This window comes from Paenibacillus polymyxa, from assembly GCF_001719045.1.
In the GTDB taxonomy this organism is placed as follows: domain Bacteria; phylum Bacillota; class Bacilli; order Paenibacillales; family Paenibacillaceae; genus Paenibacillus; species Paenibacillus polymyxa_B.
In genome coordinates this window covers 1,551,290-1,575,291 of record NZ_CP015423.1, presented here as the reverse complement: position 1 = coordinate 1,575,291, position 24,002 = coordinate 1,551,290, and the positions used below count along the sequence as shown (strand labels likewise).

15 protein-coding genes and 1 pseudogene are annotated in these 24,002 nt (G+C 40.8%); 10 read left to right on the top strand and 6 right to left on the bottom strand.

Annotated features, from left to right (window positions below; genetic code table 11):
* Positions 1 to 33: 33 nt before the first annotated feature.
* Positions 34 to 1,161, bottom strand: a complete 1,128-nt coding sequence (locus AOU00_RS07020; protein ID WP_039272615.1) for an SGNH/GDSL hydrolase family protein — start codon at positions 1,159 to 1,161, stop codon at positions 34 to 36.
* A 259-nt stretch (positions 1,162 to 1,420) separates the two neighbouring features.
* Positions 1,421 to 2,134 carry a GT-D fold domain-containing glycosyltransferase gene (locus tag AOU00_RS07015; RefSeq protein WP_069290262.1) on the bottom strand — a complete coding sequence of 238 codons (714 nt, stop codon included), beginning with the start codon at positions 2,132 to 2,134 and terminating at the stop codon, positions 1,421 to 1,423.
* Positions 2,135 to 2,350: 216 nt separating this feature from the next.
* On the opposite strand from AOU00_RS07015, the gene AOU00_RS07010 reads away from it, so the two are divergent.
* Genes AOU00_RS07010 through AOU00_RS06990 form a run of 5 tightly spaced genes read left to right on the top strand, consistent with a single transcriptional unit; the run spans position 2,351 to position 7,390 of the window.
* On the top strand, positions 2,351 to 3,058 hold the full coding sequence (locus AOU00_RS07010) for a glycosyltransferase family A protein (RefSeq protein WP_069290261.1): 708 nt from the start codon (positions 2,351 to 2,353) through the stop codon (positions 3,056 to 3,058).
* A gap of 19 nt (positions 3,059 to 3,077) precedes the next feature.
* Positions 3,078 to 4,058, top strand: coding sequence for a polysaccharide biosynthesis protein (locus AOU00_RS07005; protein WP_039272612.1), 981 nt, complete (start codon positions 3,078 to 3,080; stop codon positions 4,056 to 4,058).
* A 2-nt stretch (positions 4,059 to 4,060) separates the two neighbouring features.
* Positions 4,061 to 5,410 (top strand): nucleotide sugar dehydrogenase, encoded by a 1,350-nt coding sequence (locus tag AOU00_RS07000; protein WP_069290260.1) that lies wholly within the window; start codon positions 4,061 to 4,063, stop codon positions 5,408 to 5,410.
* Positions 5,403 to 6,278: a class I SAM-dependent methyltransferase gene (locus AOU00_RS06995; protein ID WP_069290259.1), complete on the top strand. Its 876-nt coding sequence runs from the start codon at positions 5,403 to 5,405 to the stop codon at positions 6,276 to 6,278. The genes AOU00_RS07000 and AOU00_RS06995 overlap by 8 nt, the downstream gene beginning before the upstream one ends.
* Entirely contained in the window at positions 6,275 to 7,390 is a 1,116-nt protein-coding gene (locus AOU00_RS06990) for a tetratricopeptide repeat-containing glycosyltransferase family 2 protein (protein WP_069290258.1), read from the top strand. Before AOU00_RS06995 ends, AOU00_RS06990 begins: the two co-directional genes overlap by 4 nt.
* On the opposite strand, the pseudogene AOU00_RS06985 reads toward AOU00_RS06990, so the two are convergent.
* Positions 7,382 to 7,936 (bottom strand): annotated as a pseudogene (locus tag AOU00_RS06985) (DUF72 domain-containing protein); the annotation flags it as partial. The gene AOU00_RS06990 and the pseudogene AOU00_RS06985 sit on opposite strands and share 9 nt — an antisense overlap.
* A 183-nt stretch (positions 7,937 to 8,119) precedes the next feature.
* On the opposite strand from AOU00_RS06985, the gene AOU00_RS06980 reads away from it, so the two are divergent.
* The 4 genes from AOU00_RS06980 to AOU00_RS06965 are packed head-to-tail and all read left to right on the top strand — an operon-like array spanning position 8,120 to position 13,999.
* Complete coding sequence (locus tag AOU00_RS06980) at positions 8,120 to 9,346, top strand: hypothetical protein (protein ID WP_237166300.1); 1,227 nt, start codon at positions 8,120 to 8,122, stop codon at positions 9,344 to 9,346.
* A 15-nt stretch (positions 9,347 to 9,361) separates the two neighbouring features.
* Positions 9,362 to 11,668, top strand: a complete 2,307-nt coding sequence (locus AOU00_RS06975; protein ID WP_069290257.1) for a hypothetical protein — start codon at positions 9,362 to 9,364, stop codon at positions 11,666 to 11,668.
* Positions 11,665 to 13,314 carry a hypothetical protein gene (locus AOU00_RS06970; RefSeq protein ID WP_069290256.1) on the top strand — a complete coding sequence of 550 codons (1,650 nt, stop codon included), beginning with the start codon at positions 11,665 to 11,667 and terminating at the stop codon, positions 13,312 to 13,314. The genes AOU00_RS06975 and AOU00_RS06970 overlap by 4 nt, the downstream gene beginning before the upstream one ends.
* A complete protein-coding gene (locus AOU00_RS06965) occupies positions 13,304 to 13,999 on the top strand; it encodes a hypothetical protein (protein ID WP_069290255.1) in 696 nt (231 codons plus the stop codon). Before AOU00_RS06970 ends, AOU00_RS06965 begins: the two co-directional genes overlap by 11 nt.
* A gap of 650 nt (positions 14,000 to 14,649) precedes the next feature.
* Here AOU00_RS06965 and AOU00_RS06960 read toward each other — a convergent pair.
* From AOU00_RS06960 to AOU00_RS06950, 3 genes are all read right to left on the bottom strand, one after another.
* Entirely contained in the window at positions 14,650 to 15,666 is a 1,017-nt protein-coding gene (locus AOU00_RS06960) for a patatin-like phospholipase family protein (RefSeq protein ID WP_069290254.1), read from the bottom strand.
* A gap of 75 nt (positions 15,667 to 15,741) precedes the next feature.
* A complete protein-coding gene (locus tag AOU00_RS06955) occupies positions 15,742 to 16,212 on the bottom strand; it encodes a hypothetical protein (protein ID WP_069290253.1) in 471 nt (156 codons plus the stop codon).
* Between the two features lie 772 nt (positions 16,213 to 16,984).
* The gene (locus AOU00_RS06950; RefSeq protein WP_069290252.1) at positions 16,985 to 20,614 is read right to left on the bottom strand and encodes a P-loop NTPase fold protein; all 3,630 of its coding nucleotides are present in this window, start codon (positions 20,612 to 20,614) and stop codon (positions 16,985 to 16,987) included.
* A gap of 1,018 nt (positions 20,615 to 21,632) precedes the next feature.
* On the opposite strand from AOU00_RS06950, the gene AOU00_RS06945 reads away from it, so the two are divergent.
* A complete protein-coding gene (locus AOU00_RS06945) occupies positions 21,633 to 23,420 on the top strand; it encodes a S8 family peptidase (protein ID WP_237166298.1) in 1,788 nt (595 codons plus the stop codon).
* Positions 23,421 to 24,002: the final 582 nt, after the last annotated feature.

Below are 24,002 nucleotides of genomic sequence, written 5' to 3'. Positions count from 1 at the left end.
GTGTTCTACAGAGTTGATTGTGCTTCTCGGATTCTATCTCTTTAGAATCTCTCGCAAATACACTGTCAATTCATCTGCTGCTTTGGCATGGGCGGAGAGCCCGGGATGGCTGCGAGATCCTATCGTTTCTTCCGTCGTGTTAGGGAGTTGGAATACCGACACATTCCGATCCCTCGTTCTTTTTTTGTATGCGTCTACCGCTCGGTAGATTGAGGGCATCATCGGAATACCCAGCATCCCATAGGCCCACACAATATGGGCAGCAGGATTGCAGGTCCGAAGCTTGACAAGAAAACGTTCGATAGCGCTTTCAAAATCTTGTAAATCCTCTTCATTGAATGTACCGTCCTCGTTCAATCGTTGCTTGTACACTTTCCCGTTTGCTGGGTCCGTCCATGCAGGAGAATAAAAGGCTCCTCCGTCATTAGTCCCCAAATTCACTACGACCACGTCCGGCTGCCATGAGGTAAAATCATGATCTGAAAATGCCCCTAATGCTTCATTTCTCTCACCGGTTAGCACACCACATACCTGCTCATAATATGCGGGTATGTTTGCATGCGGATTATTATCCCAGCTTGTTAGGACACCCCATCCGCTTTGTGATAACACTCGGTAGTCCGCATTCAGTGCTTCGGCTGTTATGGCTGTATAATTGCGTAGTGCTGTGAACAGCATGGGAACCCAGTCTGTCTCCTCCTTCGCTCCAATCGTTCCTTCTCCCGAGGTAATGCTGTCACCGATAAATTCCACCTTGAGGGACTTATCAGTGACTGGCAGCAATTCCCCGTCCACCTTCAGGGCATGGATTTGCAACAAGCAGCGCGAGTCCGAACTCATAGGCTGGACATCCTTGACCACACGGACATTTTTGACCGTTTCAGGGTTCAACCCTCTCAAAACACAGATCCAATGCCGTCCTGCGGTCACCATCAGGCGACTCATCGGAACACCATTGATGACAATACTGATCCAGGGTTCATACACCTGGTAATCGGCCTCAATTTCAATCCACAGCTCTGAGCCTTTGATATTCAATTCAATGCCACTGCCTGTCCAAAACAGAGTAAGAGGTGTATGTGTGTGCGTAGTTCGACCATGAACCTTTACATGCTTTGCTTTTGTAAGTGGGTATGTCTTCAATCTCTTGTTATGTGACATTTCAACACCCTCCTCATGATATATAAATGAATGCTAGTTTCTGTAATATTGTAAAAGAAGTGACAGGGAATCTCAAATTCTATTTCTAAACAAGCAAGGGTCCAAGGCTTTATATGGATTATTCTTTTCGATCACGGACTTTAGAACAACATATGATATCAAAGAAGCACCAGCCCATTGAATTTTGCTGGTGCTTCTTTGATATACGGAGCAAAGATTACTTGCTAAGTGGATTTTTTCACAAATATTATTTTATCTATTAATTAGCTTTGCCAAACATGACGATATTAATCGCCTTGCCGAAGTCTATACCTATTTTGCCAGTTAACTCTGCTGTTTTTTGTGCTAACACGACTGCATTGACACCACAAGAGAACAGCGCAATATCAAAGTCATCTTTATGTGCTGCGATCCATTGGAGTGTTTCGGGCATTTGTTCATATTGATGAAATGCCAGCGTGTGCGCGATATGCAGCTTGTACGGATCGGCCTCAAGAACAGGCTTTACTTCAGCAGCCGCTCGGGTGACTAGCAGAATGCGTCGATTTTTCAGCATGTCCCAGAAAGCGGGTGTCTCAGCCAAATACCGATTCAGGCAGGCATGGCAAGTCAGCGTGGGGGAAAGAGCATAGTGAGCAAAAACCTGATCGGTCAGCTCCCGCTTCATATAGGATGGTGCTTTAATAGATTCGTCATCATATGGCAAAATGCCAGCAATGCTGGCTTTGCTCACTGCCTCAGCCACCGCGTCCCGTAGTTCCGTATTCGGTAGAAACAGTCCCTTTTGACCGAGATTGGCTTTGACCGCCCAACGTTCCTGTAATACCTTTTCCATCGGCCAGACGGTGTCCTGCGACAACACCAAATTTTCACCATCCCCAATACGAATGAGCGAAAAGGACTGGTGCTGATCGAGTGCCAGCTTCAATCGTTTCAGTACCTCGTCAATCTCCAGATACCTTGGATTCGTCATATCATGTTACCTCCCTGTCGTTCCCTGCTTGTTCAACTTTTCAGATGGAGTAAAAAACTTTGTATTCTATCATATGTCGAAAGCGAAAAGGTTTTTGTATGAACGGCTATTCTTTTTGGATTCTACCTATTTTTACAAGATTCGTTGCATCTGTACGTGCCGTTTCAAAAGCGTCTTCATAACTTGAGAGAAGACGGTTGAAAGGGAGGAAGATCAATGAATCGCAAGATTGTAATTGAAATTAATTTTAATAACTATGGGATGAACCCCAACCGCCTGACACGTGAGTGGATCAGCGAGCGACTGGATATATTCAGAACCTTTACGCTGCGTAGTTTACTCAGTCAGACAAATACGGATTTCTTATCTGTCGTCAAGCTGGCGGGCGGATGCAGTGACATTGTGGAAGAGGAACTGGCCAAGCATGAGCCCATTCCCGACCACATTCGTTTTGGTACGAGCATTGAAAGTAAACGTCGTATCAATGCGTATATCGAAGACGCGGACGAACTGCTCATTGCTCGAATTGATTCTGACGATTTGTATCACCAGTCATTTGTACAACAGTTGCATGATTACAAGTTTCAACCGGAGACGGTTGCGTTGGTGAATCAGATGGGTTACCTGTGGGATGCGGTTGAGGGGCAGATGGCACCGGTGTTTCACCGTTCGCCTTCTTTTTATGTGTTTCGCTATCAAGTGGAGGATTATCTAAATGATTACCGTGTCGTCATTCCTGGGAAGGGTACGCACGGATATGTAACGGAGCTGCCGCATGAGGTCATTCCGCTTCGCAACTATGTGAACGTCATTCATGCCGCCAATACTTCGGTGAAAAAAGTGCCAGAGAAGGATCGGCTGTCAGAGAATGAAATGAATGCTGTGCTGGCTGAATTTCTGGGAACAGGCATTGCCAATTCGTAACGGTCAGGAGGAGATTATATTGTTCAAAGGAAAAAAACTGCTGGTGACCGGAGGAACAGGATCTTGGGGGCAACGCCTAACGGCTGAATTGCTGAAGGAGGGACCGGCAGAAATTCGTATTTTCTCACGCGGTGAATTTGCACAGATTGCCATGCAGCGGCAATTTCAATCTGATCCGCGCCTGAATTTCATGATTGGAGATATTCGAGATCTTCAGGCATTGCAGGAGGCATGTCGCGGAGTGGACTATGTATTCCATTTGGCGGCATTAAAGCATGTCCCCGTGTGTGAGAGACAGCCGGAAGAGGCTTTTAAGACGAACGTACACGGTACGGAAAATGTGATCCGGGCCAGTATTGAACAGGGAGTCGCCAAGGTAATTGATGTCTCTACAGACAAGGCGGTAGACCCGGTGAATGTATATGGCATGACGAAGGCGATAGGTGAAAGACTGATGATCCGCGCCAACACTTTAAGTGAGCGTACTCGCTTTGTGTGTATTCGTGGCGGCAACGTGCTCGGAACAAGTGGAAGTGTCGTGCCCCTGTTCAAGCGCCAGATCGCGGAAGGGCAGGATTTAACGCTGACGAGTCCAGATATGACACGCTTTTTCCTCACGCTAGGAGAGGCGATTGGCTTGCTGCTGAAGGCTTCTGTCACGGCGATTGGGGGAGAGACACTTGTGATGAAAATGAAGGGCTGCAATATTGCAGATCTGGCAGAAGTGATGAAAGAACAGGCGGGACAGCCTGCGTTGAAAGTGAAGGAGATTGGTATACGTGGTGGAGAAAAGCTGCATGAGGTGCTGATTTCGCCCTATGAGGTGCCGCACACGTATCGCTATGATGATCGTTATTTTGTTATTCTTCCCCAGCAAGCAGACGAACGCTTACTGAGCCAATATGGTGGATTGGAACGAGTGAGCTTCGATCAATATCGCTCGGACGATGAGTTGATGAACCGCGCTGGAATTGCTGAGCTATTGAGAGGCATGGAGTAACGATGAAAGAGGTGGGTATTTTGCAGCTTATGGAAAAAATAACTAAAGGAACTGTAAAGGTTGCGGTAATCGGCCTTGGTTATGTAGGGCTGCCCATGGCAGTGGAAATGGCAAAGGCTGGTTATGATGTATATGGTGTGGATTCCGATCCCGTCAAAGTAGCCAAGCTCCTTCAAGGAAAGTCGTACATCATAGACATTGGCGATGATGCATTGGAAGGTCTGATCGGGCAGCAATTGCATCCGGTTACGGATATCAAGGTGCTGGAGCATGCGGATGTCGTTGTCATCTGCGTGCCTACGCCACTGACGGACGGACACCAGCCGGATACGTCCTATATTGAAACGGCTATTGATCAGGCCATACCTCATTTGCGTAGACAAACACTGTTGATTCTGGAAAGCACCACCTATCCGGGAACGACCGAGGAACTGATTCGGCCGGTGATAGAGCAGCGCAGGGGCTGGACAGTAGGTAAGGATTTTTATGTGTGCTTTTCACCGGAGCGTGTTGATCCGGGCAGCGTTCATTTTAACATTCGCAACACACCCAAGGTGATCGGCGGCTGCACACCGGATTGTCTGGCAGCGGGAGTAGGTTTTTATGGGTCCTTTTTGGACCAGATTGTACCAGTCAGCTCGACAACCGTGGCGGAAGCCGCCAAGCTGTTCGAGAATACATTCCGCAGCGTCAACATTGGAATGGTTAATGAGCTGACAGCCGCCTGTGAGAAAATTGGCATCAATATATGGGAGGTACTGGATGCGGCGGCAACCAAGCCATTCGGTTATATGCCTTTTTATCCGGGACCTGGGATCGGGGGGCACTGTATCCCGGTTGATCCGCTATACTTGTCATGGAAATCCGAGCAGCATGGTTTTCCACTGGAATTCGTGGACTTGGCAGATCGCATGAACCGGCGTATGCCGCTGTATATCGCGGAGCGAATTGAAGCCATGCTCGCTCAGAAAGGTAAAGCCATAAACAAAGCCAAAATTATTCTGGCAGGTGTGGCCTACAAAAAGGACATTGATGATGTTCGGGAATCCCCAGCTCTTGTCCTGTTTGAACATCTAATAAAACTGGGAGCTTCGGTGAGCTTCACCGACCCGTATGTATCGAGCTTTAAGCTGAACGGTGAAGCAATCTCCTCTCGAACGGCAAATACCCAGTTATGGGAAAGTGCAGATATCGTAGTCATCACGACAGACCATTCTGTGGTGGATTACCAACAGCTGGTCGACCATGCCCTGCTGGTATTCGATACACGTAATGCGACTGCACATTGTACAGGTGGACATGTCGTCATCTTGGGGCATCCCGGTGATGGAGGGGGCGCCGCTGTTGGCTAACCGTGATCAGGTAAATGAACGTTATTACGGGCAAATCAATTCGGAAGAGTCCCATGAAGCCACCCGCAATAGAATTCACTGGATTTGCCGCCATGTACAGGGCCATACTGTGCTGGATGTTGGGTGCAGTCAGGGCATAACGTCCATTTTGCTTGGGCGGGAAGGATTTAAGGTAACAGCCATTGATTTGGAAGAGGGCAGCATTTCTTATGCAAAAAAAGAACTTCGCCAGGAATCCGCACCCGTCCGGGGAAGAGTTCACTTTCAGTTAAAGGACATTTCACAATTTGAGCGTCCTCCCGGTGGATTTGACACCATTATTTTAGGGGAGATTTTGGAACATTTTGCGCATCCCGACACCCTGCTGGCTCATGCTTATCGCTTGTTGAATAAAAAGGGAACGCTCGTCTTGTCTGTACCTTATGGATACCATCCGTTTCATGATCACAAGCGGACTTACTATGCCGGGAGCCTCTCCCGTGTGTTGTATCCTTATTTTGATGAACAAGCGCTGGAGGTGCATCACAAATATTTGTGCTTTGCCGGCCGCAAGAAGTCGAAAGAACTGCGTGAGGCCAAACCAGGGGTAGAGCATCTGAATGAATGGATGAAACTGGACGAGGAGCAATTTCGACTGGTGGAGCAGCAGCATGTTCGCAAAATGAATCAGCGAAAGGCTGCACTCGATAAGGCGGTACAGCGAATCCGGCATATGGAGGAACAACTTTTGCCGTTGCACAGGTATGCACGTGTCGAACAGCTAGACAAGACGCAGGCTGAAAGGAGAGGTGCATATACTGATGGCGAGTCTACCGGAAAAACGACGGCAGATTCAGCCAAAGGTAAAGGGGATGACGTGAAGTCATGACTGAGCATCCAATGACTATCAGCTTGTGTATGATCGTAAAAAATGAGGAGCAGACTCTGGCCCGCTGTCTGGATTCGGTCGCAGACCTGATGGATGAAATCATCATTGTGGACACAGGATCGACGGATCAGACGAAGAAGATAGCAGCCCGCTATACGGATTGGCTATATACGTTTGAATGGAGGGATGATTTTGCAGCCGCCCGTAATGAATCGTTTGACAAGGCGGCGTGTTCCTACATCATGTGGCTGGATGCGGACGATGTGCTGCTGGAGCCGGACCGTGAGCGCCTGCGTGCCTTGAAGCGGCGTTTGTCTATGGATATCGACGCAGTGGTAATGCCACTTCATTTGGCAGAGGGGGAGCAGGGTGAACTGTTGTTCACCTCACGCCGTATCCGTCTCGTGAAGCGTGAGCGACAATACCGCTGGGAAGGGCGTCTGCATGAGGATCTGGTGATACCTCAGGGGCAAATCGTGCATTCGGATGTGGCCGTAACTCACCGCCGAATGCAAGACCACACGCTCCGTAACCAACGTATTCTCGCCCGGTGGATCAGCGAAAGCGGCAAGCTGGAGGGGCGTCTGCTGTATTTGCACGCCAATGAATGTTTTGACCGTAAAGAATATTCCGAGGCGGCAGAGGCGTTCAGCCATCTGTTGGAGGAGCCAAGCGGCTACCGTGAGGATCGGATTACCGCTTGTGCGCGGTCGGCGGAATGCTATCTTCACCTCGGGAAGCCGGAGCAACAGCTGGATAGTCTGTTACGCTCCTTTCGATACGGTGTACCGCAATCAGACTTGTGCTGCATGATCGGTGACTGGTTTTTCACACGAAACGAATGGACCACCGCCGCATACTGGTATGAAAAGGCATTGGAGCAACAGCATCACCTTTCGGGTATGCGACCTGTTCCACTACCATGCTACTCCTGGTTACCTCATGTGCGGCTTAGCCATTGCTATGCCCATGTAGGTCAGCTGGACGCTTCGTATGAGCATAACCAAACCGCTTTACGCTATTTGCCCGACGACCCGCATTTACTGGATAATGCACGCAAGCTCAAGGAGGCTATTTCCAACTCCTTACCCTCAGCCCGTTCCTCAAAATAGTTCAAGCTGTTCCGGTCCGTTATCCTCTTCGGGTGGCTTGCGAAGGGGAAAAGGTTTAGGGTCCATGCCAAGCATGGTCATGAGCTGCTTGGCGTTAGCAGCGGCGTCTCCACCTGAATTGTTATTGAAAATAACACACACCTCACGGCTTTGCTGTTCCAGCTCCAGCAATCTGTCTCTCCATTCGGTCAATTCTTGTTCATTGTACCGATACAGATAACGAACCTCCCGCCAATTAGGCGCGGAGCTTTGATTCCAGCCCGATATGTTCCGTCCGTGGAGACGTACAACTGTCAGATTGCCGTCTGTAGCCAACGGCACAATGGGAACCGACCCCGGTCCCGCCTGCGGCTCGTCGCATACGCTGTGTATCCAGCCTTCTTCACGCATGAAAGCCAGCGTTTGTTTCCGAAAATCAGGTGTGAACCAGCTTTGATGTCTGAATTCAAGTACGGATGGGACCTCTCCCATCCTTTTTTTCGTGTCTCGCAGTACAGCGACATTCTCACGTGTACAGTCGAACCAGGGTGGGAATCTGTATAAAAGATCTCATAAATAATATGTACATAATAAGTTAATGAAGACATGATGTTAAGCTTTATAGCAATGTTCACTAGAAAGACCTTTGTACATTATTCCCATATATTATAATATATAGTTGTGACAGTATCCAACATTTTCTAACATTATGTGGGTTGTACATAATTATTCCAAGGAGGAGGTTATTTTTTGACGGGAATAGTCGATAATGTTACCCCCTTTGATAACTATGGCTATAAGTTCGTTATCGTTCCTATTTGGATTAATAGAGGTAATAAGGAAACGACAAAGAAGCAGCACTGCATGATAGGGTTGAAAAATATCGTACAGGAAAAGCAAATTATTCATCCCATAACAGAGTTTATTGTAGAGAACTGGTTGGGAAGAAGCTACAACACCCAGAGAAAACATGCGAACAACTTAGTTTATTTTTTAAATTACATTATTTCAAATATGAATACCCTTCGAATCGTTCATTATCGTGATCTTTCCTTGGAGCACGGTACTTTGTTTCTGAATTGGCTTTCACAGAACAATAAAAAGAGAGAAACAGTCATTTCATATGAGCGGACGTTAACTCATTTCTTTCTATGGTTATCCAAAAAAGGAGTGCTTAATATTCAGCAAGATAAGTTCATAAAGGTTGAAGGACCATATGGTGCTTATTATAAATCTCCATTTGGTCACGTTAGTTATCCACAAAGACAACCAATAAATACGGAACACATGCTTCCGATTAAGTACATCCCTCTGCTTTTAGAAATTGCAATATTAAGTGCAAAGCCGATCGCACTTGGTATATACATGCAAATATTTGGAGGGCTACGTGTCGGAGAATTGATGAATTCGAGAAGAGCTTCTACTTTGAGGAATTTTAAAAACGGAAATTTGTTAGTGAAATTAGAGTCAGCCAATCTTAGGTCAGATTTAAAGAATACTTCTGGTTCTAATTATACAAAAAAAAATAGAACCCAAATCGTCTTACAAGTTCATGATTGGGGGAATACTCTCTTTCTTAATCATATCAAGTTTTATAAAGATACTGATGGTTCAGGTGCGCTATTTGTTAATAGAGATGGAAGAGCCATGACTGCGGAGAGTTACAGACAGTACTTTACTAAGGTGAAAAAAACAATGGTGGACTTTCTACAAGCTCACGGATCTCCTCAAGATAAAATTGTAGCGTACCACTTAAATTCCTCGAGTTGGAGTACACATATTGGACGGGGGACATTCACGAATATACTTGCGGATGAGGTAGATAATGCGTTTGATTTGGCTTTCATGCGTGGGGATAGTAACTTACTCTCTTCTCTTGCATATATGACAAACACTGAACGAATGAGAATCAAGATTGAGAATAAGTTTAAAGAGATGCATGGGACCTATATTCCTAAATTAATTGATCGATATTAGAGAGGGGGAATTTATTTGGAACATAGGAATGCTATTTACCAAACAATAGACAGCATATTCAAAGAATTGAACAAAGAATTTCACAATTTTACGAAAGCTAATTTAACTAATGTAATCAGCAAACTTAGAAAAGAAAAGCGAATTACGAACCAAAAGACTGGAGAAAAAAATGAATTTACAGAACAAGATTTACTTGTGATATCTGATTATTTTAGAAAAAGGAACTATCACCTTGATCCTAACTATATAAAAGAAAATTATTTTACTTTCCAAGAGGCAGCTAACCTCCTCACAAACACTCCCTATACTAAAAGTGTGATATTAGGCTTAGCTGATGATAAAAGTTCTTTAGATGTAATTTTATATAAAAATGTTGAAATGATCCCTAAAAAATTAGTGTTTGACTTACAGCAATGCGGTGATATTAGTGAATATATTCGTCCAGCAGCATTAGCGCGCCAAATGAATTTAGGGAGTCATGTAGTAGAACGAAGAGTGAAAAATGGATTTTTTAAAGATATCAAGAAGGTTGCTGGCGTAAAATATATATCTATTAAAGAAGCGGAAAAGTGGATTACCAAAGTCGCATCCCCTATAAAAAATTACAATCAAGAAGATGCTCTTTGGGAGATAAAGAACTATTTGAACCACCTTCTAAAGCGTATCCCCATCCACTCGCATACTCTTTTTGAAACATGGATTACCTCGAAAATATCTAAATCACATGGTAGATCGACAACAATTAAACATATATCCATATTTGGAATTGAGCTATATGAATTTTTATTAGAGCATTTACCAGAGGGTGTTCAAATATATGATCTTGATTACAAAATAGTTGAATCCTTAGCTTCGTTAGATACAAATGTAAGGCTAAAAAAGGAGTTCGTTTTATTTTACAACTATTCACTTGCTTCTACATCTGCCTTACCAGATAAACAACTTAGAATTGAGAGACCCAGACGTGATAAGAAAATGAAGTATAGCCAAAGTCAAACGAAAACTATCTATCATCCTGAAACATATCAAAAATACTATGCTTATGTGCAGGATATAGAAACTCATACGAGAAAGGGATTAGAAACCCGTACTTATGCCAATATGTGGCTCTTTGTCATCATGCATTTAACGAATGTTTGGAGAGCGAATGATATTATTTATCAAATGCCACGGATCTCCATCGAAAATGTGGGTATATGCGACTTTCAATGGTTTGAGAATAATACAATTAATACAACACAAGCACAAATCATTGCTAATGAGGTCTACCTTCATTTTCAGAATAAATTCGCCAACAAGAATCTCAATATCCTTAGGTTTTACTTAGACCCCACTCTTTTATTGAGTTTTGCAACAGCTATTGTTATTTGTGAAATCCATAGCAGATTTCCACCCAAATCTATTCGTATACACCGAGAAGAGTTGTTGGGCACACTCATCTCAGGGAAAAGAGGTGTTTATCTATTTAGTTCAGGGCTTCACACGCATAAAAAATTTTTTGGGAACAATGAAGACCTAAAAAACTTTAGTAGTCTAGCCATGAACAGAAGTACCATGGTTTATTTTTTTCATAATACTGTAGAAGGACGAAATGGCGATACAGACGTTGCATTGGAGCTAACGAAAATGGTTAGATCGCATACTGAAAACAACACAACAGCCATTTATGTCGAATCGTCCAATCAAGATGGGGCTATTAACAGAGTTTCAATTAATCTTTTTAGTAGGGGACATTTTGGATGGTTGTATAATTACATGATCAATTTAATGACGAGTTCAAAATTTCAATCCCTAGAAGAACGTACTGCGCAAATTATTAATGTAAAAAATGAATTCTCCCCTCTTCAAATTGAAGGTTGGTCAGAATATTTACTAAACAAACACAAAAAAGATACTAATGCAATCATTCAAATATCAAGACTTTCAGAAGAACAATTAATAAATTTAATCTATAACATATTTAAGGGGAAAATGCCGTCTAAGCATAGAGAAGGACAATGTTTCACGTATCCTACTTGTGGAACTCCCTATCAGAAATCCTGCTTTGGTTGTAGTTTTTTTATTCCACAAGAGTTTATTTTATTCGAAGCGATTGATGAACTGAAAAGACGAGTGCCAATTCTGCAAAATGCAATTCTGGAATCTGTGGTTATACGTGAAAGTAGATTTATTAATTCAATTTTGCTTTTACTCTCGGAGGCAGCAAAATACTTAGGAAAAGAAAAGTTAAGTTCATTTGTTTCGAAGGCTGAATTAAATGAGATGATCCAGATGATCAGCGATAAACTGCTACTTACGGAAGGAGAAAATGCGAAAAAATGAAAGTGAAGAGTATTATTAACAGCGGATCGATTAATATTGAAGTCATTCAAAAAATACAATTCGACGCTACTAAATTGGACTATTACGAAGATCTTTTTCAATCGATGAAAACATCGGGCTATTTAATTGCTGAGGCGTATAATTCGATCATTTGGTTTATCAAAGATGAACTAGAAGCAACTCCACAAAAGCTTGTATTTGACATCGAAGTATACCGCGATTTAAATAATGCTTTAAAGGGATACGCTTTAATTATGCGGATGTCTGGATCATCAAAACAAACAATAGTCACACATATCAATTTACTGAAGAAGGCCATTATTCAATCCAATGCTTTTCATGATTTAGATGCTTTTGAAATATACCTCCATGGCTTATCCACAAATTCCGCTTATGTGACAGCTTTAGCATTACGCTATTTTTTTGACTTCTATTCATTAGTTGAATCCGATTCTTGCTTGCAGATATTATCAAAGTTAGAATATCCAAAGAACACAAATAGAAGCTTACCGCCTTTTAACGAAGTTTTTGAGTTCAATGATATCATCAATGAATTTACTGAAATTGAGCCTAAGAACTCACCACAGAAGTTATATTTTTATATTGTAGAGTTATGGTGGTATGTTACCAATATTGTGCCTATGAGACCTAATGAGTTCCTTAGAATGCGCCAAAAGTGTATGGAGCACAAACGAGATGGAACTTACTGGATGGAGATCCCGAGATCTAAATCACTGAGTCAAACACTTGAAAAGGAAATATGGTATCAATGGATTCAAATTAACTACGAAACATTTGCTATCCTTAATCAATATGTAAATCAGTTGGATGAACTTGTTCCTAATTCTTTGTACCTTTTCCCAAGCGAAATACACAATAAATTTGTTAAGCAATGCAATAAAAAGAAGATATACAGAGACATTAAATTTCTTACTACTACACAACTGAATGGTTGGATTGATAGGTTCTATCGAGAAATTGTAGAACAAAGATACGGAGTTTATGTTCATCATAAAATAAGAGGGGGAGACACAAGACATTTTGCAATTATAAATATGTTCCTACAGGGATATAATATGTTATCTATATCTAGAATGGCCGGACAAACACGGATTGAATCTCCTGAACATTATTATTCACATATGAAAAAATTAGCAGAAACATACACATATCGCTTAGCATCTCTTCGCATGAAAGAAGTAAACGTGGAGAAACAACTTTCTGCTGGTTTTTTTGGCCTTAGAAGGAAGGCATATGATGCTGGAAATATGTATCACGAGGAAGAATTAATCCGTATGCGCGACGTTGAATTTGGCAAGTGTAAGGATCAGGATTTTCCTAATAACTGTATTGAAGATTGTAGGCATTGTCCCAGTTATATTTTCTTCCCTCCCATTAATCAATACACCGAAGGGATAAAATGGCTTGAAGATCATTCCGAAGCTATTACTCAAAAAATGAATCAACAAGTAAAAATGATGGAGATTATTTTTGGGAAATCAACAGAATTAAATGCTGAAGAAGTTCAAAATGAATTAAAACAAGCCTCTAGGAATCTTCAACATCATATGGATCAGAAAATCAACGTCGATATGCAATTGTTAGAGATTTTTATCAATTCCGAGGCGAGTACTTATGACAAATAAAGCCCAAAAATCTAGAGGAAAACCGAAACAATATACTGATGAGCAGCTTAAGCAAATAGCTTTAGACGTTAAGTACCAGCTGGGAGGAGCGAAATTAACGTTTAGTGTTTTAGAGAAGCAAACAGGAATAAGCCGTAATACTTTTCAAAGACGAATTAACAGTTATATTACAGAACTGAATACTCCCATAGTACGTGAACTTGAAATCAGTGATAAGGACGCAGTGTATTTCCCGAACTTTGAAAAGATTTATGAGGCATTTAGACTTGATCCCAAAAGAATGTTATCGGAGATGCGCTCCCTGGAGATTACCTTCTATGAAGTTTTTGAAAAGTTGACTGAGGCAAATAAACGAATTGAAAAGGTCGAAACGTATAAAGCTCAAATCGAAACTCTTCAAGCTGATTTGAAAAAATATAAAGATCAAGCCCATTTTTATAAAAATCTTTATGAGACCACTGTTGTAAATAGTTTGTATGCCGATAAACGTAAAGAAATGGGACTGGAAAAATCAATTATTAATTTTAAAGAACATGTCTCTAAGCATAGTTCACTAAGAAATATGGATGATATGTTTAGAGAAAGTAATGTGTCAGATGAGGATGATCTAGAGGTTTTAAATCCGATGATAAAGATTAAAGCTAAATACCCTAATCTATTTGATGATAATGAGCCAAACAATTGAAAACAGATTATAGGCTAACTCAAGATTGATTTATTTTTATTTAAGGTTTTTCAAAATATGCCCAGAAGGTGAATAGTCAAATGTACTAGTAAAGAAGAACAAATGTCAGAAGATAATATAGTATTAGACTAGATATGTTGCTCCATGCGGCTTTTCAATTTTAAAAACCGACAGATCCCATAAAATAAGTATTAGACTGGCCCCAACAAAAAAGACAGCTGCAACCTTGGACGAGAAAATAAAGTCCTAGACAACCGCTGTTTTATTAAACTAACGTTCCTCGTTAGTTTAATCCACAAGCTACCAAAGTAATTCTCCTTCTCCATAAAAGTGGGAGGTATAATGAAAAATCCTTACTAAGAGAAAGGAGCAAGGAAACAAGAGAGATGCTAGCTGCTAAATTCATGATTTACAAGGGGCAACATCCGTTTATCAGGGCAATGGTCTGTCTCCGGGAGCGCTGATGTTCCAGCAAGAGATAAATCATTCTTGCATGCCCGGCGGCCGACATGGTTCAGCTATGCCGTACGCTCGACCCGGATATTCCATTGAAACGAAATAGCAAACAGGCCCACACCGGTGTAACGGGTGAGCCAAATCTTGTTTTTGTGGTGGCGGAGGACACCGCTACACATGTACCATGCCAAAGTTTATCGGGGGCGATTAAGCATAGCTATCTCGGGGTTCTCAAAATGCTCGAAATAGGTGACTGTTGAAACGCGGCCAGATTCAATTAAATCATCCTTTTCCTTATCCGTAATACTAAAGTTAATCGCTGAAGTATTGTTGGTATTAATCACATACACGGTGCGATCAGAATCAAGATCTTGTAAACTAACATTCTGTTGAAAGTCTAGTATTGTGCCGATTAAATTTTTGGTAAACTCATACACATTTTTAATTTCCCGTCTTTTGGGAGGTAGTCCTATCAGGATATCCCGCTGCAGTTTGCTTTCAATTCTGAACCCTAACGTTTCCGTGTTACAGACGAAAGGATTCGCGGCATTTTCCAATTGATATTCTGCGTACATCCTAGTGACGATCCCATTGTTGTTATTATGCAGATAGCTTTGTCTATCGAATAACTTGATGGGATAATTCAATAGCACGCCTCCGTCCACATAAGTATCGTTATCGAATTCAACCGCTTCGAAGAATAACGGGATGGACATCGAGATGCGAGCTGCATCCGCTATACGCATATCGCTGTATTTCTCATGTGAAAAGACATTGGAGAAGTGGGTATTGGTGTTGGTCCCGATGATGTAGAGGTCTTTAAATGGTTTCTCTTCTTTAAGCCTCTGCAGGTCGCCAAATGTAGTGTCCGGGCTGCCGGTTTTGCGGTTGATTCTCTCTTCCAGCCACTTCAACATGGCTATGCCTTTATGCCACCCATATTTGTTAAAGAATCTGCTGGTATCCCGGATTAGTCCCCAGTCGTCATCGGCAAACTTCTTCAGATCCAGCTCTTTAAGCTCCTGCATAATTTCTGAAGCCGAATAATTGAGACTAATAAGCAGAGCCACAATTGAGCCAGCCGATGTACCGCCCACCCTGGTGATGCTCGGCAATATATTCTTCTGATGCAAAATCTCCACGACCCCTACGTAAGCGCACCCTAATACGCCTCCACCCTCAAACACCAGGTTTTTAAAATGATACGTCACAATCTTTCCTCCATTCGCTAGATGAACTGAATAAAAAGGTCGCGATGAGAGCGACCTTTCAGTTGGATGATGCTTTTAGACAAGCACTTCCTCTAGTTCCTCGGATTCCATCGTTCTGCGCAGCAGTCTTTCCTGCGAATTGAACGCTTTAATCAATGGAGCTATGGCCTCTGCCCATCTTTGGAACTCTTCGGGATTTACAGTAGTTATCGGCGTGTACGTATGATGAATCATGTAGCCTTCAATTTTGTCAATAACTTCGGATGGAATCGAGTCTTCCCATCTTAGATCAAGTCTCTTGTGATCTCGACCAGTTGCTGTGCCGCTGACTCCCCATTTTTGGGGTTTCGTTGCGTATAAGATATTCCCATCACTGTCCGTAATAAAGACAACCACACTTCCGTGAAACCCAATCCATTTTTTACTCGTCCAGATATCAGTCAGACCATCGATTCTTCCACTAGAGGATATCGTAATATCGGTGTTCATCCTGCGGTGATCTCCAAGTTCAGTATGCTGTGATCCCTTTAATGGAAAATCTGGCATTATTAAACCCTCCTAATTTTAATTTCGGATTTATGATTTCCTTGATGAAAATTTTCATACATGTGTTGGTGAAACAGAACATATACTTGAATCTGTGATTTTGTAATGACGAGATTGTGAGAAAAGTGAAGGAACTCACCGCTCTGATTAGCAAATAATGGGATATCGCAACATCCTAAACTTCACCTCCGAGGTGCACGATGCAAATTCAATTTGTTCGATCCAAGGAACTCATACTGACCACTCATACAAGGCTAGCTACTGTCGGTGCCCTGCTTGCTCATACGAAGTTAACGAAACGGCTGAATTATACGGTCATCAAAGAATTGAAGAACCCTATTCACACTCACGCCGATGTGATGAAGAGCTATCTTAGCGGGATAATACCGCCAGATAGACCTCAAATATGACTCGACACGATCCACATATACCCTTCTATTCATTCTAAGAATCCTGCCTGTTAGTTAATAAAGCGTCGACAGTCTATCACTTTATTTTCTACAACTTTATTTTCATTGGACAACAAATAACAAATGCTTCCCACATTGTGGGAAGCATTTGTACTTCTTAAGTCCGTAGCAAGCTATCTCACCCCATTCATGCCCTTAAGTGAGCCTTGAGACTACCAATCCAGTGACAAGAGCTTCAAACGCCTCTGAATCGCTCAGAATACGTCCCTAAATTCGTTGCGGTCACTTAAAGTTTCTGTTTTCGAGCATTTTGTATACCGATTTGTCTATGAAGAATCCCCTCAAGGATAAGGGGGAGAGTATTAACCTTTTCTCCATCTAAATGATTTTTTAACCTCTTCAACTTGCTCCGGATAAGCTTCTTTTAAAGCCATAATAGATTTTCTAAGAGCAGTTGCAACGGTTTTGTCCTTTTTAACAATATCTAGTGAGAGGAGAGATCTCTCATCCTGAAGAAGTAACAGTTCATCTAGCGTTTCTTTTTTAGGGATCTTAAGATCTTTTCTAGAATGTACTGCTGTAAATAAAGCAGTCATAGTCCAGCGATCTATTCCCTTTATTATTTTTACAAGCGACTCTTGGAACCAAGTATTAAGTTTCGGTGCATCAACAGATTGAATAATAGTCTGAACAATTTTTTGAGAAATAGTATTACTAAATTTCCAGGCACTTAGCTCGCTGATATATTTAATATTCGGCTTCAATCTAAAGCTCTCAACTAATTTTTCTCCAAATTCATCTTTCAATTCTTCAGATGAATCATATTTTTCCAGATACCTTTTTCTTTCAGAGACATCAAGGAAATCCCATCTTTCGATGGCAATATCCTGGTGATATTCACTTTCTAAAGTATGATTTGAAACAAGGAATTCATGGTAATTATTATTATATAATTCCAATTTTTTGCCTAATGTAATAATCAGAATATCAACTGTAGCTGAATCAAGATTATCAAGTAGCTGTTCATCTAGTGCTCTTTCCAAGAAGCCTTCCCAATCGATATTCTCATTGTTCGCTAACTGCTTAATTAATATATTGATATAAGTGGTGTGGTGGTTACTATAAATAGTATTCATTGGTGTCTGACCCCGTTTTACTTTAAGCAATTCAAAAATTGAATCTACTACCCAATCAGCTAGCGCCTTATTAATATTTATGAAAGATACTAAGAGTTCAGCCTGATCTTGCACTACAACTTGTGGCCAATAAAGCCAAATGAGTTTGTTATTTAACGGGAAAATTTCAGTAGTTAGGGGTTGCATTTGCTCAGCCCACATAGAGTTAGTGATAAGCGTATCAATAATTTTTGTTGCTATTGTTTTTCTGTTATTGTTTTTAGCACTGTTAAGTTCATCTTTAATAACAGATATAATTTCATCAAGTTTACCCTTGATGTATATTGCACGATTCGTTAAAATTTCTGTTGTTAATTTTAGTACCTCTTCTCCTAATTCAAATGAAAAGATTTTGGATGAAAACCCAACAACTCCTGGAGCAGATCTCCAATAATTCATTAAATCAAATGTTTTGTCCTCATCCTCTTCCCACCATGTACTAAAAATTTTGTGAACACGATCCGAAATTGATTTATAATCAAGCTCCTCAAAAAACATAACAAGTTGCTTGAAGTTATCCTCTGTGAATCCAGTAAAATCATTAGTATTCATTAAATCTAGAAGTGTGTTCATATCCGCTTGTTTAGAATTGGATGATTCGTACAATGCACACCACAGATCCCCAATGCCCTTTAAAAAGGACTCATGCTTAAAATTAAATTCATCAAGTAGTCCGTTAGTGAGATCAGATGTTAAATCGCCACCAGTTTTTTGTGCCCAAGTAGGGAGCCAAGTAGATAAGAGTCCGTTTGGTAAATTGTCGGAGGACATCGAATTGATTAAATTGCCGATCCAATCAAAGTTTTCGTTTTTCAGAATAGAATTGTCTGAGTTAATATTGGTTAATTCATTAGTGGCAATATGCGACTTTCCTATATTTTTTAGTGTTGAAATTATTTTCTCACCAATGTCCGGGATCGCGAGATTCTCCAAAAACTTTGGATTTTCAACCCATAACTCAAAAAGCTCCTGATGGTTATCCTCTATATCAATTTTTTTTCCGTATACTTCCCAGACAAAATTATTACACCCTATGTTCTCCAACCCTCTACATACTTCAAATATTTCAAATTCGGATACAGCATCTATATTTTCTACAATGATTTTTTCCCAACGATTTAAGTCCATTTCTTTTGTGTGGTTTAGCGCATCATTATTTTGAATAAGTACTTTTAAAGTGTTATTTGCAAAGATATTGTTTGTAGTATCAATATCTTCTAATGTTGAAGATATAACTACTTCTCTATCTTCTGGTGAAAGCACAAAGAACTCTTCAGAGAATTTTTCATTTTGCCCGTTTAGTATATATTCCTTCGTGGTCTCAAGCTCAGGTCGCCCTGTTAAAGGATTAAGTAACTGATTGTTAAAGTAAATAAATGGACGGGGATCTGTTGGCATATGACCGTTGACTCTGGAAAGAAATGCTTCAAGATACTGAATGAATTCATCCGGATCTTCCTCTGGTAATGGATCTTTCTCCTTATTGATATTCTTAATTTGTTCTTCTACAGGTTTTTGAATTATAAATGGGTTTTGGCTAATGATATGAAAATAGTTAGGAAAATCAGTTTTTAAAACAGTAAAAATTGCGATATGATTTGGCTGCTTGCTTAGAAATTCTACCCCGGCTTCAGCATCTCGTTTAAGAGCCAAGTACCAGTCAAAAGCATATGCATTTAGAATTTTTTTTACTTGTCTTGGAGTTCGCACACCTGAGTGAATTAATATACCCAGAAGTCTTTCTACCGAAATATTTTCGTCCAATGTCCATTTTACCTTTTGTTCCGTAAGCAAGGTTTTTGCATATGTTCTCATATTCACTTTCTCTACATGGGGCAGGTGAAGCTGTAGATCAAATGTTTTATTTAAATATTCACTTACTGAGAAATTAGACATCTTTTTTTCCGTAAAGGCTGAAGATATTCCTTCTAACAAAATTTCTTCATCACACGGAACTATAAAGGCGCACTGGTTTGAACGTAAAAAAGTCTTAATTGTATTTAAAGCCGCAACCAGTTGCTTTGGGGGAAGCCTATCTAAGTCGTCAAAAACCAAAATAAGTTTTTTTCCTTTGTTGGCTTTCAGATATTCACTTACAGCACTTTCAAAACGATGTTCGAATTGATCTCCATGCTGAAGAGCTAATTCTTTTTGTGTCATTTGATATGTTAGTTCAATTCCATTCTTGTTAATAATTGTACTGGCAATCATGATTATCAACAAAGAGGTTGAACTCATAAAAGATAGTGCCCAAGCATCTTTAAAATTAAATAACCATTCATACAAAACTGTTATAACTATAAGTGCTATAACATAGAGAATCACAATAAATCCGTGTCTTTTCCAAAGTTCTCGTTGCAATAGCGACCAAATTCCCGTGGTTTTTCTCATGTCTAGTGTAGTTGTTTCATGTGTGATACCTTCGTTTTTTTTAATATTCAGTTCCGATTCCACTTCTCTTACAATTTTTCGATGCAAAGAAGGCGCATCATCCGCGAATTTCCACACATTTATAAATTTCAACAAATATTTACGGTTGTTTTTTCTCCCCGCATTAACCTTGGTTTCAAGCAGTCGTAAAACTGACGTTTTTCCCGTTCCCCATGAGCCCATTAAACCAATATGAAGAGGTAGCTGTCCTTCTTCTAGTAATTCATAAATTATGTCAGCCATTTGGCCATACTGAAATTTATCCTCTTTTCTACTTGTGACTGGCGAGTCCTTGAGATAAAGAGGTTCTTGGGCCAATATTTTTTTTCGTGCAACGGGATTTTGAAAAGGAATGATCTTTTTTAAATTGCGAAGTATTTTTTTCATAAATATTATACGCCCTCATCTTTTAGAGAATAACCAACTGATATCCATTATATTCCTCAGACTGATAAAAAACATTATTATTTTATCTCAAGTCCCAAGTTATCTGAACTAGAAGTGAAGATTTGCAGCAGGGAGGATCATTTATAATGTCCCCAATCTTTTTTATGTGGATTGTCAACTATGTAGTTTAGTTTAAGACCTTTAATGATAAGCCATAGATAAAATTACACCTAAATCTTTGCGTAATTAGAATACTATAATAGTTACGATAATAAGTAATACTTATATTTATTTACAACGCATGAGAACAACATTCTATTTAATTGTATAAAACATTTAAGCCCCACCAGCTTCTGAATAATCTAGAGACCCTATCCCATGAAACTGGCCACCTCAGCCTTGAAGACAGTGAATATATTCGTTAAGGTATTGCAGCATCTTATCTTCACAGAGCAACTGGCCGTCTCTTGACATTTCTGCGTCTGTCCACAAACGAAGCCGAGTCGATTGGACGGACGAGGTCCGTGAACTCCTTGAAGTCCGCTATCCTGACGTGCTCAAAATCAAGTTGGTGATTTCATTACACGCTCAAACATAGCGATTGGCTCAATATGGTGAGATTGAACTGGGGTATGACACGGCAATGCCTACTAGGACGTCGTATTCCTTTCATCTTCGAGTTAGCAGGTGAACTAAACTGTCCGAGGTTGCAACACTGACCCAAAAGGCGCGACTGGCAGGTTAACTACGGGCAAATCAAGTGTTAAATGGAGATGTTCTATATCCACGGTTTAAGCATTGATGGAGTACTAGATGAGAAATTAAGTGATTTATGTGATTTGAGGGATAATAATACCAAGAAGATACTATGTGATTTTTACATTCACCTCTTGTCGAGGATAGTTTCTGTTGAGAGTAATTAACTTAGGAGAAATATAATTTATTTGAATATTACATAAAGATTATCAGAATGGTTACTCTAAATTTTAAGTTTTAACGTTACAGTAGGAGGATGACGATGAAAAATAAAATTTCACCAAATCTTGACCCACGTCTGCAAAAGGCTATTGTAATAAATCAGACTAGAGAAACCAATGCCTTACATGAAATTGCCCATGAGAATAATTTAGTTCCTGTCATTGCCAAGGTAACTAATGTCGATGCCTTTTATGCTATTCCTGGTGTTCACCAAGGAGAGGATATTACGATGGCTCCAGATAAATCTGGAAGAATTGTAACAGCAAGAGTGTCAGTGACTGAATTAGAGAAAGTACGACAATCTCCTGTTGTACTAAGTCTAAAAGGTGCTCAACCATTAAAACCTCTACTTAAAGATACTGTAAGAGAAATTGGTGTCCCCCCTCTTCTTGGTAACGAAAGTGGAGGAGGAGAAGGAGTTATTGTTGGAATTGTGGATCATGGGTGCGATTTTGTTCATCGAAATTTTCGTCGGGAAGATGGTTCAACTCGATTGATTGCACTATATGATCAGATAAACCGTAAAATTTACAGCAAGCAAAAAATCAATGAAGCGCTCCAAACTCCTAATCCTTATGCCACTCTTGGATACGATGTTAGTAAAGAAGATCCGCAACGTAGAACTCGTGCGGAGCATGGAACCCATGTAATGGATATTGCCGCAGGAAATGGACTTGGTACGGGTAATCGGGGTGTAGCCTCACATGCTGACTTAATTTTTGTGGAGCCTGCTTATTTTGATGTTAGCGAGGAGGGTAATTTCGGGGATTCCTCAAATCTTCTTGAAGCCATTAAATTTATTTTCAGTCAGGCTGGAGATCAACCCTGTGTAGTAAACATTAGTCTTGGGACAAATGGCGGTCCTCATGATGGAACTTCACATGTTGAACAGGGAATTGACGGACTGGTCCTTGAAAAACCCAATCGTGCAGTCGTTATCGCTGCCGGTAATTCCTTTGATGATAACATTCATGCCACTGGATCTATATCACAAGGGGAATTTGTCGATCTTCATTGGATGTTTAAAGATGGAGACTTTACAACTAATGAACTTGAAATATGGTACGACGGCGATGATGAGTTCCGTCTTGAGATTCTAAATACTGAAAACGAGAGTATTGGCAGTATAGGACTTGGAGAAAATAAAAGTTTTGATGAAGGTCAAATATTTGCTACCCAAGTAAAAAATGATGAGGAAAATGGCGACAATGTAGCAATGGTTTTTTATCCTCTTAGAGGGGACATATCTAAAAGTACTTGGACAATCCGCCTTCACGGAGTTAGGGTGACAAATGGAGAATTTCATGCTTGGATTGAACGTGATAATTTCCAAACAGAATCAGATCAATCCAGTTTTGCTCCACCAAATAATAATACACATACATTGGGTTCCATTTGTTGTGGTCATAAGAGTATTGTGGTTGGTTCATACGACGCGAAATTTATCGGTACGCCTATTTCATCGTTTTCCAGTTCTGGTCCAACACGTGACCGACGTCAAAAGCCTGAAATAAGTGCGCCTGGAGGTACTCGAGAACAACCCGTACAAGCAGCTTCTTCCCGTACACGCGAAAAACTGATTGGAATGGCAGGTACAAGCATGGCAGCTCCCGCAGTAACTGGAGTCGTTGCACTGATGCTAGCTGAGGCTAAAGCTCGTGGACTAACGCTTACTGTAGACCAGATACGCAGTATATTGAAGCAAACAGCAAGACCTCATCCTCCAGCTACAGAAGGATGGCATGACAGATATGGTTATGGACGGATCGACGCTAAGGCAGCCGTGGAAGCGATAAAGGCGATGGTTGTTCCTTTAGTAGGTTCTTAGAAAAGTTTGTAATAGCAAAAATGGCAAGACTCGTGAAAAAGTTACTGATTCACGAGTCTCTTTCTATCTTTAACGTAGTGGTTGTATCTTCTTTATGAATCAGTTGTTGCTTAAAAAGCTATCCTTATTCTTTCCAGCTGGTGCAGACAGTACCGTTTTGGTATCTACATCCACAAATAAGGTAGTATAGCGGTGGTCTCGACGTGACGATGTTTAGATTTACAGGTAATGTCTCCATATTTCGCTTTCCAGCAATAGTACGTCGCAAGGGCAATTCCCAACCAGGTCAGTGCCTTGGCAACATGTACTTCTTCTCGAATTGATTCGATCCAACCGACTACGATCTAAGGTGATATCTCTTTTCCAACTCCTTGTACTTTTTTTGCACTCCGATTTGCTGATTGAGGAAACGATTTTCAGCCCGACACGATTGTAAAAATATTCGAATAAAAAGGCCTCTTCGATACTCGATATGGGGAAAATAGCCTACGATTTTTTATGGAGGGGTGAACATAATAAGCTGGTTAGCATCGCCGAAGTCCCTATTTTTTGCGGCTTTTGCCAGTACTCATGCCCATTGAG